Below are 15,671 nucleotides of genomic sequence, written 5' to 3'. Positions count from 1 at the left end.
GTTGACATATTGTCATTCAGTTTTCAATGTTCATAAATATTAAATGGAGCGGGTGATGGGAATCGAACCCACAACATCAGCTTGGAAGGCTGAGGTTTTGCCATTAAACTACACCCGCATGTAGTATTAAATATATGATTTGGTGCGGCCGAGAGGACTTGAACCTCCACGGGATTAACTCCCACTAGGCCCTCAACCTAGCGCGTCTGCCATTCCGCCACGACCGCTGGCAAAACGCATAATTAAACTTTTAATTATCGAGAACAATAACCATTGTAAATTGTCGGTTACATTTTGTCAACACAAAATTAACTTAAAATTAATATTGTTAATTAAGGTTTGTTTTGCTTTCCTTGTTAAGACAACGATATCTATAATATATCATGTAATAATTATTGTCAATGTTTTTCACAACAAAATTTATATCAATTATAAAAAAGGTTGTTAGAAAACAGCATCTGCTTTTAACAACCCTTTTACTAAATATATATTTATATTTTTTCTATTTCTCAAAAACTTTAACTAATTTAAGTTTGCCACCGCAATGCCCGCATCTCATTATTTGAGTGTTCACTCTTTTAATACGTAAATAATTAGCTTTACAACTGACACATTGATATTTGTAATTAGCTCGACTTTCATATGTTTCAGTCGGATTGCAAAACCTTGGTGCACCTACTTTAGCGCTTAAAGCTTTAAAATCTGTATCTCTGTGTTGATACCCTTTACCAGCAAGATGAAGAAAATAATGACAAAGTTCATGTTTAACTATTTGAACTATTGCATCTTCTCCAAAATGCTTTAATTGTTTAGGGTTTATTTCTATATTGTGGCTTTTTAACAAATATCTTCCACCTGTAGTACGTAATCGTTGATTAAAATAAGCCTTATGTTTGAAAGGTACTCCAAAGTATTTGATGGCCAAGTTTTCAGTTAATCTTTGAAGTTCAATATTATTCATTTGGATCAATCATCGTTAAAAATACTTTGCCTTTATTTTCATCGATATCCAGAATCCAAACATCCACAATATCTCCCACACTTACAATATCCATAGGATTCTTTACAAATTTCTTAGAAAGTTTAGAAACATGGACTAATCCATCTTGTTTAACACCTATATCAATAAATGCACCAAAATCTACTACATTTCTAACAGTACCATTTAATTTCATGCCTTCATTTAAATCTTCAATGGATAATACATCAGATTTAAGGATTGGTGTCTCAAATTCATCTCTTGGATCTCTATTAGGCGCAATAAGTGATTTGATAATATCTTCTAGAGTGGGTTCACCAATATTCAATTGTTTCGCAAGCCCTTCAATATTCACATCACTTAATGTTGATTTTAATTGATCCGTACCTATATTATCAGCGCCTAAACCTAGTTGCTCTAATATTTCATAAGTCACTTCATAACTCTCAGGGTGAATCGCAGTATTATCTAATGGTTCTGAGCCATCAACGATACGTAAAAAGCCTATACTTTGTTCAAAAGTTTTAGAACCCAACCGTTTAATTTTACTAATTTCTTTATTATGTTTAATAGGTCCATTTTCTTCTCTATAATCAATAATATTTTGCGCAATAGTTGAAGATAGTCCTGAAACATATTGAAGTAAAGATTTTGAAGCTGTATTTACATCTACGCCTACTTGGTTAACTGCAGTTTCAACTACGAAAGTAAGCGCATTGCTTAATTCTTTTTGATTTACATCATGTTGATATTGACCTACCCCAATAGATTTTGGATCTATTTTAACTAATTCGCTTAATGGATCTTGAACTCTTCTACCTATAGATACAGCGCTTCGTTCTTCAACTTGAAAATCTGGAAACTCTTGTCTGGCAATTTCTGAAGCAGAATACACAGAGGCTCCCGCTTCATTGACAATGATGAATTGAGCATCTAATTTATATTTTTTAATTACATTTGCTACAAATTGTTCAGTTTCACGGCTAGCTGTTCCATTTCCAATCGCTAGTAATTCAATTTGATAATCTTTAATCATGTTGACCAGTTCTTTTTCAGAAGCTTCGATTTTAGATTTTGGAGGATGAGGATAAATGACGCTTTTAGCAATAAACGTTCCAAAAGGATTAATAACTGCTAACTTACATCCCGTTCTAAATGCCGGGTCCACACCGAGAATTTGTTTTCCTTTCATAGGTGGTTGTAAAAGTAAGTTTCTTAAGTTCTCACTAAAAACATCGATGGCATGTGTTTCTGCTTTCTGAGTTAAATCTCCTCGAACTTCTCTTTCAATCGAAGGCATAATTAATCGTTTAAGACTATCTTCAATAGCCTCTGCAATATAAGGACTTGCTTCATTATTTACTTGAATTAATTGTCGTTCAATGTCTTTTTTAATTCTTGATGTGTCAAATTCTATTTTAACGTTTAATACTTTTTCTTTCTCCCCACGATTCATAGCTAAAATTCTATGATTTGCAACACGCTTTACTGGTTCAGAATAATCATAATACATTGAGAAGATTTCTTTTTCATCTTCTGCTTTTTTCTTCTTAGCAGACACAATTTGACCTTGATGATATACATCTTTTAAAAGTCTTGAACGATATTTAGGGTCATCTGAAACTTGTTCAGCAATAATATCCTGTGCCCCTTTAATAGCATCTTCTACTGTAGAAACTTCTTCATTTATGAATTCTTGTGCTTTTTCATCAACATTCTTATCTAAATTCTTCTGAAGTAACCATTTTGCTAAAGGCTCCAACCCTTTTCTTTTAGCTTCAGTAGCACGTGTTTTCTTTTTCTGTTTATAAGGACGGTATAAATCTTCAACTCTTTGTAGTTTTGTCTGTTTAATAATATCTTTTTTTAAGTCTTCAGTTAGCATGCCTTGTTGTTCAATACTATGTATCACTTCATCTTTTCTTTTTTGAAGATTTTCCATATATCTATATTCATCATCAATTTGCTTAATTTCAACTTCATCTAGACCACCAGTTGCCTCTTTACGATATCTTGCAATAAATGGCACAGTGTTGTTATCTTCTAAGAGTTCAAGAACTGATTTAATTTGTTTCTCTGAAAAAGAATACTTTTCAACGATTGTTTGAATTAAATTTTTGTCCATTGTTCTACCACGCTTTTCTTTAAAAATTTCTTCACTAGTTTAACATAATTTTATAACTAGATTCTTCCTAGATATAATTTAGAATGCTTTAATCTTTTTTAAAGTTAAAAATTCTAACATATAAAAAGAAGTTCATTAACTCAGTCAATGAACTTCTTTTTATATTTATTGTTTAGCTGCTTCTTGCAACTTTTTGATTGCAGTACGTTGCAAGCGAGAGACATGCATTTGACTTAAGCCAATACGTTCGCCTGTTTCCTTTTGGCTTAAACCTTCTATAAATGTACATTGAATAATTTGTCTTTCTCTATCAGATAATATAGGTAAAATACGTTCTAGAATCATTCTCTTTTCAGTTAAATCATAATTATCATCTTGTTGACCCATAATATCTAATAGAGTGACAGTTGATCCGTCTTTATCTGCTTCAATAGAATGATCAACACTGAGCGCATTATAACTTTGACCCATCTCCATCGCTTCCAAGACTTCTTCATCCGAAACTTCAAGTCGTTGAGCAATTTCACTGATGGATGGTGAACGCTCAAGCTCATTTGTAAGTTCGTCACTTATCTTTTTAATTCTTGGACCAATTTCTTTAATACGTCTTGGTACATGAACACTCCATGTTTTATCTCTTAAATACCTTTTTATTTCACCAATTACGGTTGGAACTAGGAATGCTTCAAATTTTCGATCAAATGACAAATCAAATCTATTGATGGCCCCTATTAAACCAACCATACCAACTTGAACTAAATCTTCATGATGTGATTGCCCTTTTGAATATTTATATGCTAAAGATTCTATTAGTTTGCGGTAATGCGTAACTAATTTATCTTGAGCTTGGCTATTTTCATTTTCTTGGTGCTCTTTAATCCATTGGTTAATTTGTTCAGGTGATACATCATTAGCTGATTTCGACTCTTTCGCCATTATTTCGCACCTGCTCTTTTTTAATATACTTAATCATACTGATTGTAACACCAGATTCTTTATAGACCTTCACTTCGTCCATTAATGATTCAATAAGGAATAATCCTAAGCCGCCTTCGCGAAGAAAATCAATGTTTTCGTTATCGTCGTAAGGACCTAATTTTGATTTTGTTGTTTCATAATCAAAGCTTTCACCTTGATCTGAAATAACTATTTTTATTTTATCATCAAATATCTCAAAACATAAATTAATCATACCGGTTTCAGTATTTTGTTTATAAGCATGTTTTACAGCGTTAGTCACTGCCTCACTTACAGCTATTTTAGAATCTTCAATATCGTCATAAGATGCTCCAGCTCTTGAGAATACACCAGATAATGTTAAACGTATTAAACTTACGTATTCCGCAGAGGCTGGTAACCGCATTTCAATGTAATCTTGTCTTGATTGCATGTTATTCAACCTCCGTTCCTTCATTAACATGCATTAAATCTTTCAAACCGGTAATATCAAATAATCTACTGATTCGATCAGAAACACCTAATATATATAAATCTTTATCATTTTGGTTTAATGCTTTTAACGTTCCTACAAATAAACCTAATCCTGTAGAGTCCATGTAACTTACGTTAGCTAAATTAACATGAATGTCATGAGTCCCTTCTTGTCGCATTGGTACAAGTACCTCTTCTAATTCAGGCACTGTATATACATCTAATTCTCCGCCAACTTTAACTTCATAATAATCGTCATGAGTTACAGTTTCTATATTAAGATTCATTCGATACACTCCTAGTCTTTATCAAATCTGCTTCATTTCTACATTTGTGTTCAAAAATATGTATACCCTACGACTTGAAACTTTAATCTAAATTAGTTAAATTAATTTACTCTTTTTATAATTAAAATTGTCATATCGTCTTTTCTACTAGGATTTTGAACTTTTAAAATTCCTTCATAAATAATTTGAACTATATCTTGTGGATGCATATGTTTATATTTTTGTATTAAATTTAACAATTTATCTTTATCGATAAATTCACCTTCTCTATTTCTTGCCTCAGTTACTCCATCAGTAAAGATAATTATTAAATCTTCGAGATAAATAGGTATCTCTTGTTGATTATATCGAGTCTTCTGACTTACTCCAAGCACACGCCCACGAACGTCAATCTCTTCAAATTGTTCTGTTTCAGCTCGATAAATATAACCAGGCTCATGCCCTGCAGAACTACAATATAAAAGATGATTCATTTCTTCATACAAGCCATAAAACATCGTTACAAACATATTTTGGTTGACGTTTTTTTCGACAACTCGGTTAAGACGCTTTAATCCATCACTAGGCAATTGAGAGTGACCATATGAATCCATTCCAAATTTAATCATACTCATAGCTAAAGCAGCAGGTATACCTTTACCGATAACGTCCGCAACAGCGAAACTCATAGTCCCGTCTTTATGATCAATTAAATTAAAATAATCGCCACTTACCTTTTGAGCCGCTACGGAAATTACACCGATTTGTATACTATCGAATTGAGGTATATCTGTTTTAAGCATAGTTTGCTGAAGTCTAGAAGCCAAATCAATTTCTTTGTCGTGAACTTGTAATTTATTAACTAATCTTTGATAATCTCTATAACTATAACCGAATCCTTTTACTACCTCTTGAAGGACATCTAATGTACCGAGTATTTCTTTTTCTTCTAAATCTAATTGGTTAATATATGATTTATGAATTTCTACAATATCTTCTGGCAGTAAATCCTTTTTAATTACTTCATTTGTAAATTCTTCGCACTTTTTTATAAGTTGCGTTCGGTTTTCAGTAGTTAAACTTTCTTTTACAAGTTCCATATAATCTTTCTTAAATTCTTCCACAAGATGTGCCTCCTTACTTCCAATTCACAATTCCATATGCTTTTAATCTGGTACTTTTTGGAATTCTTTTTTATCTATAAAATGAATAGCAAATAACTAAAAAGCCACAGTTTCTTAATATCTAAAAAAGACTTTAGGATTGGAATACCTAAAGCCGAAAAACTCAAGACATTCTTTTATAATAAATGTATTTACATAATAACTATAATTATATGCTATTTAACTAATGAGAGGTAGCACTAGTCTTGATTTGCAAAAATTCTTGATGTAAGCAATCGGTCTAAAGTTACCTAGTTAATTAAGAGTTATAATTATTATAAAGTTATTGTCTTTAAATTCATTATTTTATTTATGTTAACTACATATAAAACGCTATAATCATTGATGGTCAAAATTATGTAATCCTAGACTGATATCTAGGGCGTTGTCAACTTCCTTCATCTTACTTTCAGACAAATAGGTCAACTTCTCTTTTAAACGTTTTTTATCTAGTGTTCTAATTTGTTCAAGTAAGATAACAGAGTCTTTATCTAACTTATATTTTTTCTTTTCAATTTCTACATGGGTTGGTATCTTCGCTTTATTAATCCTACCTGTAATAGCAGCAACTATGACAGTTGGACTATATTTATTACCAGTATCATTTTGTATAATTACAACAGGTCTTACTCCCCCTTGTTCAGACCCTTGAACTGGTGATAAATCAGCTAAGTAAACATCGCCTCTTCTAATCATTCATTCTTAGAGTTAGAAGTAAGATATGTTTCATTACAATCGCAAGCTTCACATTCGATGGGAAAAGCTTCCGTTGCTAGGGAGAGGTTTAAATCGGCCATTTGTGCATAGCCTTCTTTTAATGATTGTTCAAGACTGTGACTCCTAGATTGATTAAAAGATAACATATGAAGAACCTCCATCTGATTCCAAAAAAGTTGTTATTTAACCTTTAATTTATGTTTATAATAACAAATTTTTAACGCAGTGACTATACTATTTTAACAAATCGTTCGTAACCAATTGTTCTTCATTATGGTGATAAATTCTTGGTAAACGTTTTGATAAGCTACACAATACTTCATAATTGATTGTATGTTGCTTTTCAGCTAGAGACTCAACGGACTGTGGTGAATCTATATGATTATCCATCAATATCACTTTGTCTCCCATCTTCACATCATCAGGCACGCTCACAATAGTCTGATCCATACAAACCCGACCTACCACTTCACATTGATGGCCATTAACATTCACATAAGCACCTTGCATAGCTCTTAAATAACCATCGGCATATCCAACTGGTAGTATAGCAATTTTCATTTCTTTTTCAGCTGTAAAAGTTCGTCCATAGCTCACAGTTTCGCCAACTTTAAGAGATTTCACTTGTACTATTTCAGTAACGAGTTGAGCACTTGGGCGAAGATGTACTTTGACATTATCCCTAACATATTGTGAAGGATAATACCCATATAATGAGATACCTAATCTAATCGCATTACAAAATTGTCCATCCATTAATAAAGAAGCTGCAGAGTTTTGTGAATGAATGTAATTTGGTTTTTCAACTTGATTAACAATATCTTTAAAAAATTCATACTGTTCATTCATAGAATCCCCTGGTTCATCTGCGCTAGCGAAATGGGTAAACACGCCTTCAAAAACAAGATCATCTTTTTTATTAATTATATCAACAACATCTTTATACTCTTCAACATCTTTCATACCTAATCGACCCATACCAGAATCTATTTTGGCATGTAACCAAAGTTTTTTCTCATTTTTTTCAGGTATATTTCTAATAGCTTCTTTAAGCCAAGCTTTTGAAGGTACAGTAAGAGCTACACGATGTTGAATAGCTTTACTTATGTCTTTAGTTGGAATGACACCTAAGACTAGTAGTTTTGCATCAATTCCATGCATTCTTAATTCAATAGCTTCATCAAGTGTTGCAACTGCGAAAAACGAAGCCCCATGTTCCTTTAGGTGATGTGCTACTTTTACACTACCTAATCCATAACTATTAGCTTTAATGACTGATATAACAGTCTTGTTATGATGTAACTGATTGAATGTTTGATAATTGTTTAATATTGCATCTAAATTAACATTTAAATAGGTTGATCTATAGAATTTTTCCGACATGAAAAGGTCCTCCTTGAAACTACTCGCTTAATACTAAAATATTAATACATTTATTATATAACGCCTTTATTCTAATTTTTCTAAGGTAACTTGACTCATTGCATAATTATCTGTATGGGTAATGCTTACATGAGCTCTAAATCCATCATAGTCGATACATGGCTTACCTAATTCATCGTTATAGCAATTGATATCTTTAAAAGATATCGTCTGACCTAACCCTGTACCCAATGCTTTACTAAAAGCTTCTTTAACAGCAAAACGACCTGCTAAAAATTCAATCTTACGCTTTTCATGAGTGAATTTTTCAAACTTTAGCTTTTCATTTTCAGTTAATACTCGGTCAACTAATTTAGGTTGTTTATATAACACCTTTCTAATACGCTCAATTTCTATCAAATCTATACCTATTCCATGTATCATAACTTCGCCTCTTTAATCACTTTCAATATAGTTTCTATTCATAGTATCTTATTCATCATCGCCGTTTAACATATCATGCGCATCTCTAGTTTTATTTTGTTTAATTAATAACTTTAATTTTTGAGCTTCATTTTTATCTATCAATTCAATTTCACTATTACCACCAGCTGTTGATAGCGTGAGAGTAGCTAGTTGATATCTTCTCATTATAAAGCCCTCATTAATATCGATGTTCTGAATTCTAAAGTAGGGAATGATATTTGTCTTTATGAAAATAATGCCTCTTCTAACATGTACTTCATCTTCTTCAATTGCGTATCTAAAATTTTTATATCGAAATATGGGCATTACAAATATAAAAAAGACTCCTAAAATAACGACTCCAACTATTTCAGCAATGATGAGTGTACGATTATCTATCCAATGAAATTTCAACACATTAAAGATGCTAAATACGATTAATGCAATAGTAAAGATTGTTATCCATAGCAAAGCATTCATTCGCATTGCTTTTAAACCCTTTTTATTCATATAGTTATAATTACTCATGAGTATCACCTCTCATGTACCACTCTTTAAATTCATTAACTTTAGAAACATCTGTGTATTTAAGACCTATTTTTTTATTTTCAAAACCTTTGGCGATTATAAATTTAAAATTGGCCAAATGCTTTCTTTCTAATAAAGGATGCTGTCTAATTTCCATACCTATGACTTTATTGAGTTTGAAGTAGAATCTTTTCATATTAAGTAATGATGCTTTTTGGATAACAATTTCTTCATTTTCAAGGTAATAACCACTATATCGCACATATAATACGGCCCTCATTATTAATAAAATGATTAATAACCCCGCAATAGCAAACGACCACGTAGACCAGAAATACCATCCAATAAAACTAGCAATAATAAGGATAAGTGATGGTATAAGAAAATGTCGATGAAAACCTCTAAGTGGCATGCCAGTATGAGCTGTATTATAACGCATTTCTGGTACCAGAGATTGAATCACTTCATAAGCTTGTTGCCGTTTAATAAAAGGTAAAATCATTATACGTCCATTAACATCACTCGTCTCTGCAGAAGTAACAACGTCACTAGTAATATAAAAATGAATAGAAGTATAACCAAATAATCTTCTTAGATATGATTGATGTTCAAGTACACCTTGAAGTCGATTTGTTGGTACAGTGACATTCTTTTTTGTAAATAAGCCATATTGAATTTTAAGTTGATGACCTTGTTGCGTTACTTTATATCCATAGTATCTTATGAATGCGAGACACGTACCGATGATATAGCTCATTATTAAAACGACAACCACTATAGCAATAATTATGAAGAAAGTAGATTTTAAGACATATGAGAGTTCCCCACCTAATTTTTCCCAAGGTATAATGTCCGAGAAACTTCCCACAATTGGAGACAATGTTATTAATGTAATACCAATCGCACCACTAGTCATTGCCATAAATAATAATTGTTTAAATGACATTTTAAAAATTGATTTAGTAGGTACATTTTTTAAGGATTCATTATCCTCGTCTTCATCCTTTTCAGAATCAACATTCACTTCAGCTTGTTGCGTTGCGTTCAATTGTTGTTGTATGTTTTTAATCTCACTTTCAATCGATACACTTTGCTTCTTTGATATTGTACTTAGTTCAATACCGTCACTTGGAGTTTTAATAATAAGTTCTACGCCACCTACTATTTGATTCACAAAACCTTCAGTGGTATCAACTGATTGAATTCTACTAATATTGAGTTCTTTTCGCTCTTTATTTAATACACCTGTTGTAAGGATGAAATGATTGTTTTCAATCCAATATCTAGTATTATAAACTTTGAAAATATTATAAAAGAAAGTTATTAAAAATATTAATGTCATGATACCTGGCCATAAGTATGAATAGAAATCATCATATTTAAAATCTTTAATATTAAACAGGAAAATAATAATTACAATAAAATTATTTTTAATAACATTAATTAGACTCGTTACATATGAGACCGGATGTAGCTTTTGTGGATTATACATCGTCATCTACACCTCTCAATCTATTTAATGCTTGATGCTCTATTACGTCTGCTTCTTTTTCTGAAACCATCGGCAGTGAAATTTCATGACCCGCTGTAACCAATTCAATTGTATTTATTTTAAATATTTTTGCTAGCGGATTTGTACTGACTGTAATATATTGCAACCTCTCTATCTTACTTAGTTCTTCCTTTTTAAAGAAAAAAGCTTGCTTCAAAATAATTGAATCGCCTTCAAATTTATAAAAATAGTATTTATATCTCAGAAATGGCCCAACAATAAAGTTTATAACTGAAATCACCGCAACTGTAATAAGTATGTATAGAATAAAGTTCCACCAATTATAAGTAGACCAACAATAATATAATATGCTCAAAATCACTAGTACTACAATTAAACCAATAAAACTAGTGATGTAATAGTACTTTAATGCATTTTTAGGACTGCGATGAAACGTACTATCAAGATTCATATTAAAGCTCCTTTAATTAATTTACTCACATTATAGCATAGAGTGTGATAGGTCTAAATAAAGCTTTAAATCTAAAAAAACCAGCTAAGTCAATAGACTTAACTGGTTAATAACATCATCGATTATTTTTGATGATCGGCAAATGTACGGCCTCTCATTGATTGGTTTGAACCTTTATTTTGTTTATCACGACGTTCGAATTTTTTATTATTTTTCTTTTTATTTGAATGACCTTTAGACCCTTTTGAACGTCTATTTTTATTATCAAATTTGCCATTGCCACGTTTGTTATTGTTACCTCTTCTTGAACCGCCACCTCTACTATTGCGATTCTTACGTGCTAATGGTTTCTCGAACGTTAACTGTACTTCAACTTCATCGTTTGCTTCTACTAATTCTTGTAGCAATGATGCAACTAACTCAGTGCTGTCATATTCTTCAAGTAATTCACTTGAAATGCGTTGTAAACGAGGTTCACTGTCTTTAGACATCCAGTTTTGAACTTTTTCTTTAATATCGTCTTCACGAGCTTTAAGTACTTCTTTACGGTGTGGTGGTCTTAAAGCGTTCATTCGACGTCCATTGACATCTTCAATTTGACGTATATAATCCATTTCAATTGGATTTACAAATGTTACCGCGATACCTTCTTTACCTGCACGTCCTGTTCGACCTATACGATGAGTATAACTTTCTGTATCTTGAGGGATGTCAAAGTTATAAACGTGACTTACACCTGAAATATCCAAACCTCTAGCTGCTACGTCAGTAGCAACTAAAATGTCAATTTGGTCATTTTTGAATTTCTTCAAGACTTCTAAACGTTTAGCTTGAGTAATATCACCATGCAAGCCTTCTGCTTTATAACCTTTAGATAATAGCGCACTAGTTAATTCATCAACACGACGTTTCGTACGTCCAAATACAATCGCTAAATCTGGTTGATGCACATCAAGGAAATTTGTAAATGTATCAAATTTCTCTAATTCTTTAACAATAGTATAGTATTCATCTATTTGTGGATCTGACATTTCATTATTCATTGTTTTAATGATTTTAGGCGTCTTCATAAATTGTTGAACTAAGTCTTGAATTGCTTTAGGCATAGTCGCTGAGAATAACATTGTTTGACGCTGGTCAGATGGAATTTTGTCCATAATAAATCTCATATCGTCGATGAATCCCATATTCATCATTTCGTCAGCTTCATCTAAAATTAATGTATGAATACCATTAGTTTTTAAAGTACGACGATTTAGGTGATCAATTACACGTCCTGGAGTTCCTACTACTATTTGTGGTCCTCTTTTAAGTGCTTTTATTTGTCGTTCAATCGGCATTCCACCGAAGACCGTAACGACTTGAACATTTTGGCCTTTACTAAACTCTCTTAATTGTTCCGCAACTTGCATAGCAAGTTCTCTTGTTGGCGCTAAAATGAGTGATTGTACGCCTTGTTGGCCTACAACTTTTTCAATTAAAGGAATACCAAAAGCCCCTGTTTTCCCCGTACCTGTTTGGGCTTGACCAAGGATGTCGTCTCCTTCTAACGCATAAGGGATACTGTCTTTTTGGATAGGTGTAGGTTCTTTAAATCCCATAGATTCCAGTGTTTGAACCGTTCTATCCGAGATCCCTAATTCTTTAAAATTTTGCAAAATAATTCTCCTTTTTAAGTGTTTATTTCTTAATATACGTTTTTGCATATATGTTCACTTTTGTTTCATCAACTTCTATATAGTACCACCTTAAAAATATTATAGCAATAAAGCAGTTACTTACTTTCTTTGTTTTACTCTTAAATTTTAAATTTATTACTCTTAAAAAAGATAGCGCATCACATGATGTAAGCGGTTAAAATTTTTAAATCATTTTCAACGCAAAAAAACATGCATTTCAACTTACTCATCAACGTTTAGATCGAGAATATTGAAATATGCATGTTCATTTACTTTAAAATATTAAATTAATGCTTCGACTACTTCTTCAAGTTTCATACCTCGTGAACCTTTAACCAATATTTTATCGTTTTCTTTCACAATAGTCTTCAATTCTTTAATCAGTTCACTTTTATCATCAAAGTGTTGTGCAGTAGGTACTTCATTTTGACCTGTGTTAAAAATAAATCGTGCTTCATCACCATAAGTGTATAATACATCAATTGCTTTATTATTGAGATAAGCCCCGACTTCTTCGTGCATAGATTGACTATTTTCACCTAGCTCTAAAACATCTGCTAGAATAAGGATTTTTCGCCCTTCCATACTACTTAGCGTATCGATGGCAGCTTTCATACTTGTCGGACTTGCATTATAAGCATCATTAATGACAGTTACGTTATTAGTAGTCTGGTGACGCTCCATACGCATACCTGTTAACTTAACATGATTAATATTGTCTTTTATTGTTTCATATGACAAACCAAGTTCATGTCCTATCGCAATGGCTATCGTCGCATTTTTCATATTGTGCGTACCTAGGATAGGTAGTGTAAAGCTTTCTTTATCATTTATTGTAAAAGCGATACCTTCTGTTTCTATATCATCAACATGACATACGAGCGTATTACTATTACCTAAACCTACACTTATTAATTTTGCTTTATTTAATTGTTCGAGATGCGGATTTAGTAATGGTTCATCACCGTCGTATATGAATGTCCCATTCTCTTTAAGACCAATAGTAATTTCAGACTTGGCTTTAGCAATACCCTCTCTTGAACCTAAATCTTGCATATGTGATTCACCAATATTTGTGATGACTGCAATATCCGGTTGAGCAATTGAAGATAATAACTCTATCTCATGGAAGCCAGACATGCCCATTTCAAGAATAGAAATTTCTGTATCTTCATCTAAGTCTAATATTGTTAAAGGCATTCCAATCTCATTATTATAGTTACCTTGTGTTTTCTTTACTTTAAATTCTGTCGTTAAAACACTCTCAATCATATCTTTTGTAGTCGTTTTACCGTTTGATCCAGTTACTGCAATCACTTTAGGGTTCACATATTTAAGATATGCTTTGGCTAAGTCTTGTAATGCTTTAAGTGTATCTTCAACCCAAATAATTGGACCTTCGATATGCTCGCTTAACTCAGTTCCCTTTTCTGAAAATGAAGCACCAGCACCATCCTTTAAAGCTTGTGCAACAAATCGATGGCCATCTACGTTCTCACCTTTGAATGGGATAAAAAGCATATCCTTTTCAATGTTACGAGAATCAATAGTTACACCATTGATAGAATGGCTTAAATATTGTTCATCAATTTCGCAAGGTATCCAATGTTTGATTTGTTCTAATGTAACGTTAATCATATTTAAAATCCTCTATTAATCAATTTTATATTTATTTTTCTTTTTATCTTCATGACGTTCTTTAGCGAGATTTATTAATTTTGCAATTAAATCTGGATATGATAATCCCATATTCTCCCACAAGCTTGGATACATACTGAATGAAGTAAATCCTGGCATAGCATTTGTTTCATTAATATAGATTTGGTTGTCTTCTGTAACAAAGAAATCTGCACGTACTAAACCTGAACAATCAGTGGCTTTAAAAGCCTCTAACGCCATATTACGTAATGTCATTTGAACGTCTTGATCTAAATCAGCTGGTATTTGAAGCTGAACTTTACCATCTTTATATTTAGATTTGTAATCATAAAATGCCACATCTTTAACAACTTCTCCAGGCCATGTAGTTTCAGGATAGTCATTACCCAATACAGCCACTTCAATTTCACGTGCTTCAATTCCTTGTTCAATTACAAGTTTACGGTCAAATTGGAAAGCTTCCTCAATACCTGATTTAAGTTCTTCTTCATTATTACATTTACTAATACCAACACTTGAACCTAAGTTAGCAGGTTTCACGAAAACTGGGTAAGTTAATTTATCATTAACTAATTTAATAATGTTGTTCTCATACTTTTCATATTCACTTCTTAAGAAACTAATGTATGGTAATTGAGGTAATCCTCTATGTTCAAACAATTGTTTCATAACTAATTTGTCCATAGAACTTGAAGCTGCTAACACACCATTACCTACATATGGAATATCTAATACTTCGAATAATCCTTGAATCGTACCGTCTTCACCATTAGGTCCATGTAAAAGTGGGAATACTGCATCATAAGAACGTCCAGTACTACCTTTACTTAATAATTGTGATATTTCTCCCGCTTCAACATTATTTAAAACTAATTCGTCAGTAGATTTAATTTCATCAGTGATGTTTTCTTTCTTCTTCCATTCACCATCATTTGTAATATAAATAATATCTATTTGATATTGATCTTTGTTAATTGCGTTTAATACGTTTTGTGCTGTTAATATTGAAACATCATGTTCAGCACTTTTTCCTCCAAAAACGATACAAATATTCTCTTTTGTCATTTCGTTTTCCTCCATTACAATTACTCGGCTTATATGCCATTTATCTGTTTAATAATTGTGATATTTTATTTATTATGTATAGCTCAATGTACATAACGGTCTCTGAAACTTAATATTATCATATTTCTAAAATCAATTGCATTTGATAATCCATCAATAAATCTAATTTTTAGTGACTGTTTTAATTCCTCTACCTTTGAATGGAAAAGAAAGCTTATTTCTATATAATTTGTCGACTTGCCACTTTGATATTCTAGCAAATTTAAAA

At 31.9% G+C, this 15,671-nt stretch carries 16 protein-coding genes and 2 tRNA genes; all 18 read right to left on the bottom strand.

Features of this window, described 5'->3' with window-relative positions; all coding sequences use genetic code 11:
- Nucleotides 1-44 precede the first annotated feature (44 nt).
- A tRNA-Gly gene (locus HMPREF2706_RS00765) sits at nt 45-118 on the bottom strand.
- Between the two features lie 22 nt (nt 119-140).
- Nucleotides 141-227, bottom strand: a tRNA-Leu gene (locus HMPREF2706_RS00760).
- 275 nt (nt 228-502) lie between these two features.
- Nucleotides 503-961, bottom strand: coding sequence for a SprT family protein (locus HMPREF2706_RS00755; protein WP_037551231.1), 459 nt, complete (start codon nt 959-961; stop codon nt 503-505).
- Entirely contained in the window at nt 954-3,104 is a 2,151-nt protein-coding gene (locus HMPREF2706_RS00750; protein ID WP_049427316.1) for a Tex family protein, read from the bottom strand. The genes HMPREF2706_RS00755 and HMPREF2706_RS00750 overlap by 8 nt, the downstream gene beginning before the upstream one ends.
- A gap of 165 nt (nt 3,105-3,269) precedes the next feature.
- Nucleotides 3,270-4,040, bottom strand: coding sequence for an RNA polymerase sigma factor SigB (gene sigB, locus HMPREF2706_RS00745; protein ID WP_002435824.1), 771 nt, complete (start codon nt 4,038-4,040; stop codon nt 3,270-3,272).
- Entirely contained in the window at nt 4,015-4,494 is a 480-nt protein-coding gene (gene rsbW, locus HMPREF2706_RS00740) for an anti-sigma B factor RsbW (RefSeq protein ID WP_002435518.1), read from the bottom strand. Before rsbW ends, sigB begins: the two co-directional genes overlap by 26 nt.
- A gap of 1 nt (nt 4,495) precedes the next feature.
- Nucleotides 4,496-4,822, bottom strand: a complete 327-nt coding sequence (locus tag HMPREF2706_RS00735; RefSeq protein ID WP_002435753.1) for an anti-sigma factor antagonist — start codon at nt 4,820-4,822, stop codon at nt 4,496-4,498.
- 101 nt (nt 4,823-4,923) lie between these two features.
- The gene (locus HMPREF2706_RS00730; RefSeq protein ID WP_211181889.1) at nt 4,924-5,901 is read right to left on the bottom strand and encodes a SpoIIE family protein phosphatase; all 978 of its coding nucleotides are present in this window, start codon (nt 5,899-5,901) and stop codon (nt 4,924-4,926) included.
- A 402-nt stretch (nt 5,902-6,303) separates the two neighbouring features.
- Entirely contained in the window at nt 6,304-6,660 is a 357-nt protein-coding gene (locus HMPREF2706_RS00725) for a type II toxin-antitoxin system PemK/MazF family toxin (protein WP_002435799.1), read from the bottom strand.
- Entirely contained in the window at nt 6,657-6,827 is a 171-nt protein-coding gene (gene mazE / locus HMPREF2706_RS00720) for a type II toxin-antitoxin system antitoxin MazE (protein WP_002435513.1), read from the bottom strand. The genes HMPREF2706_RS00725 and mazE overlap by 4 nt, the downstream gene beginning before the upstream one ends.
- Nucleotides 6,828-6,915: 88 nt before the next feature.
- Entirely contained in the window at nt 6,916-8,064 is a 1,149-nt protein-coding gene (gene alr, locus HMPREF2706_RS00715) for an alanine racemase (protein ID WP_070862105.1), read from the bottom strand.
- A gap of 66 nt (nt 8,065-8,130) precedes the next feature.
- A complete protein-coding gene (acpS, locus tag HMPREF2706_RS00710; RefSeq protein ID WP_002435510.1) occupies nt 8,131-8,487 on the bottom strand; it encodes a holo-ACP synthase in 357 nt (118 codons plus the stop codon).
- 48 nt (nt 8,488-8,535) lie between these two features.
- Nucleotides 8,536-9,036, bottom strand: coding sequence for a PH domain-containing protein (locus tag HMPREF2706_RS00705; RefSeq protein WP_049427301.1), 501 nt, complete (start codon nt 9,034-9,036; stop codon nt 8,536-8,538).
- Nucleotides 9,029-10,528, bottom strand: coding sequence for a PH domain-containing protein (locus HMPREF2706_RS00700; RefSeq protein ID WP_049427299.1), 1,500 nt, complete (start codon nt 10,526-10,528; stop codon nt 9,029-9,031). The genes HMPREF2706_RS00705 and HMPREF2706_RS00700 overlap by 8 nt, the downstream gene beginning before the upstream one ends.
- Entirely contained in the window at nt 10,521-11,000 is a 480-nt protein-coding gene (locus HMPREF2706_RS00695) for a PH domain-containing protein (RefSeq protein ID WP_049427295.1), read from the bottom strand. Before HMPREF2706_RS00695 ends, HMPREF2706_RS00700 begins: the two co-directional genes overlap by 8 nt.
- A gap of 122 nt (nt 11,001-11,122) precedes the next feature.
- A complete protein-coding gene (locus HMPREF2706_RS00690) occupies nt 11,123-12,658 on the bottom strand; it encodes a degradosome RNA helicase CshA (RefSeq protein WP_002435499.1) in 1,536 nt (511 codons plus the stop codon).
- 303 nt (nt 12,659-12,961) lie between these two features.
- Nucleotides 12,962-14,317 (bottom strand): UDP-N-acetylmuramoyl-tripeptide--D-alanyl-D-alanine ligase, encoded by a 1,356-nt coding sequence (gene murF / locus HMPREF2706_RS00685; RefSeq protein WP_070862103.1) that lies wholly within the window; start codon nt 14,315-14,317, stop codon nt 12,962-12,964.
- Between the two features lie 15 nt (nt 14,318-14,332).
- Nucleotides 14,333-15,403: a D-alanine--D-alanine ligase gene (locus tag HMPREF2706_RS00680; RefSeq protein WP_002435813.1), complete on the bottom strand. Its 1,071-nt coding sequence runs from the start codon at nt 15,401-15,403 to the stop codon at nt 14,333-14,335.
- Nucleotides 15,404-15,671: the final 268 nt, after the last annotated feature.

Origin of the sequence: Staphylococcus sp. HMSC067F07 (genome assembly GCF_001837405.1) — a bacterium.
GTDB classification, from domain to species: Bacteria; Bacillota; Bacilli; order Staphylococcales; family Staphylococcaceae; genus Staphylococcus; species Staphylococcus capitis.
This window is presented reverse-complemented; position numbering and strand designations above follow the sequence as displayed.

Bases quoted from the DNA above. Each gene is read 5' to 3' on its own strand.
- HMPREF2706_RS00755 (WP_037551231.1), bottom strand. From the start codon at position 961: ATGAATAATATTGAACTTCAAAGATTAACTGAAAACTTGGCCATCAAA.
- HMPREF2706_RS00750 (WP_049427316.1), bottom strand. From the start codon at position 3,104: ATGGACAAAAATTTAATTCAAACAATCGTTGAAAAGTATTCTTTTTCA.
- sigB (WP_002435824.1), bottom strand. From the start codon at position 4,040: ATGGCGAAAGAGTCGAAATCAGCTAATGATGTATCACCTGAACAAATT.
- rsbW (WP_002435518.1), bottom strand. From the start codon at position 4,494: ATGCAATCAAGACAAGATTACATTGAAATGCGGTTACCAGCCTCTGCG.
- HMPREF2706_RS00735 (WP_002435753.1), bottom strand. From the start codon at position 4,822: ATGAATCTTAATATAGAAACTGTAACTCATGACGATTATTATGAAGTT.
- HMPREF2706_RS00730 (WP_211181889.1), bottom strand. From the start codon at position 5,901: ATGGAACTTGTAAAAGAAAGTTTAACTACTGAAAACCGAACGCAACTT.
- HMPREF2706_RS00725 (WP_002435799.1), bottom strand. From the start codon at position 6,660: ATGATTAGAAGAGGCGATGTTTACTTAGCTGATTTATCACCAGTTCAA.
- mazE (WP_002435513.1), bottom strand. From the start codon at position 6,827: ATGTTATCTTTTAATCAATCTAGGAGTCACAGTCTTGAACAATCATTA.
- alr (WP_070862105.1), bottom strand. From the start codon at position 8,064: ATGTCGGAAAAATTCTATAGATCAACCTATTTAAATGTTAATTTAGAT.
- acpS (WP_002435510.1), bottom strand. From the start codon at position 8,487: ATGATACATGGAATAGGTATAGATTTGATAGAAATTGAGCGTATTAGA.
- HMPREF2706_RS00705 (WP_049427301.1), bottom strand. From the start codon at position 9,036: ATGAGTAATTATAACTATATGAATAAAAAGGGTTTAAAAGCAATGCGA.
- HMPREF2706_RS00700 (WP_049427299.1), bottom strand. From the start codon at position 10,528: ATGTATAATCCACAAAAGCTACATCCGGTCTCATATGTAACGAGTCTA.
- HMPREF2706_RS00695 (WP_049427295.1), bottom strand. From the start codon at position 11,000: ATGAATCTTGATAGTACGTTTCATCGCAGTCCTAAAAATGCATTAAAG.
- murF (WP_070862103.1), bottom strand. From the start codon at position 14,317: ATGATTAACGTTACATTAGAACAAATCAAACATTGGATACCTTGCGAA.
- HMPREF2706_RS00680 (WP_002435813.1), bottom strand. From the start codon at position 15,403: ATGACAAAAGAGAATATTTGTATCGTTTTTGGAGGAAAAAGTGCTGAA.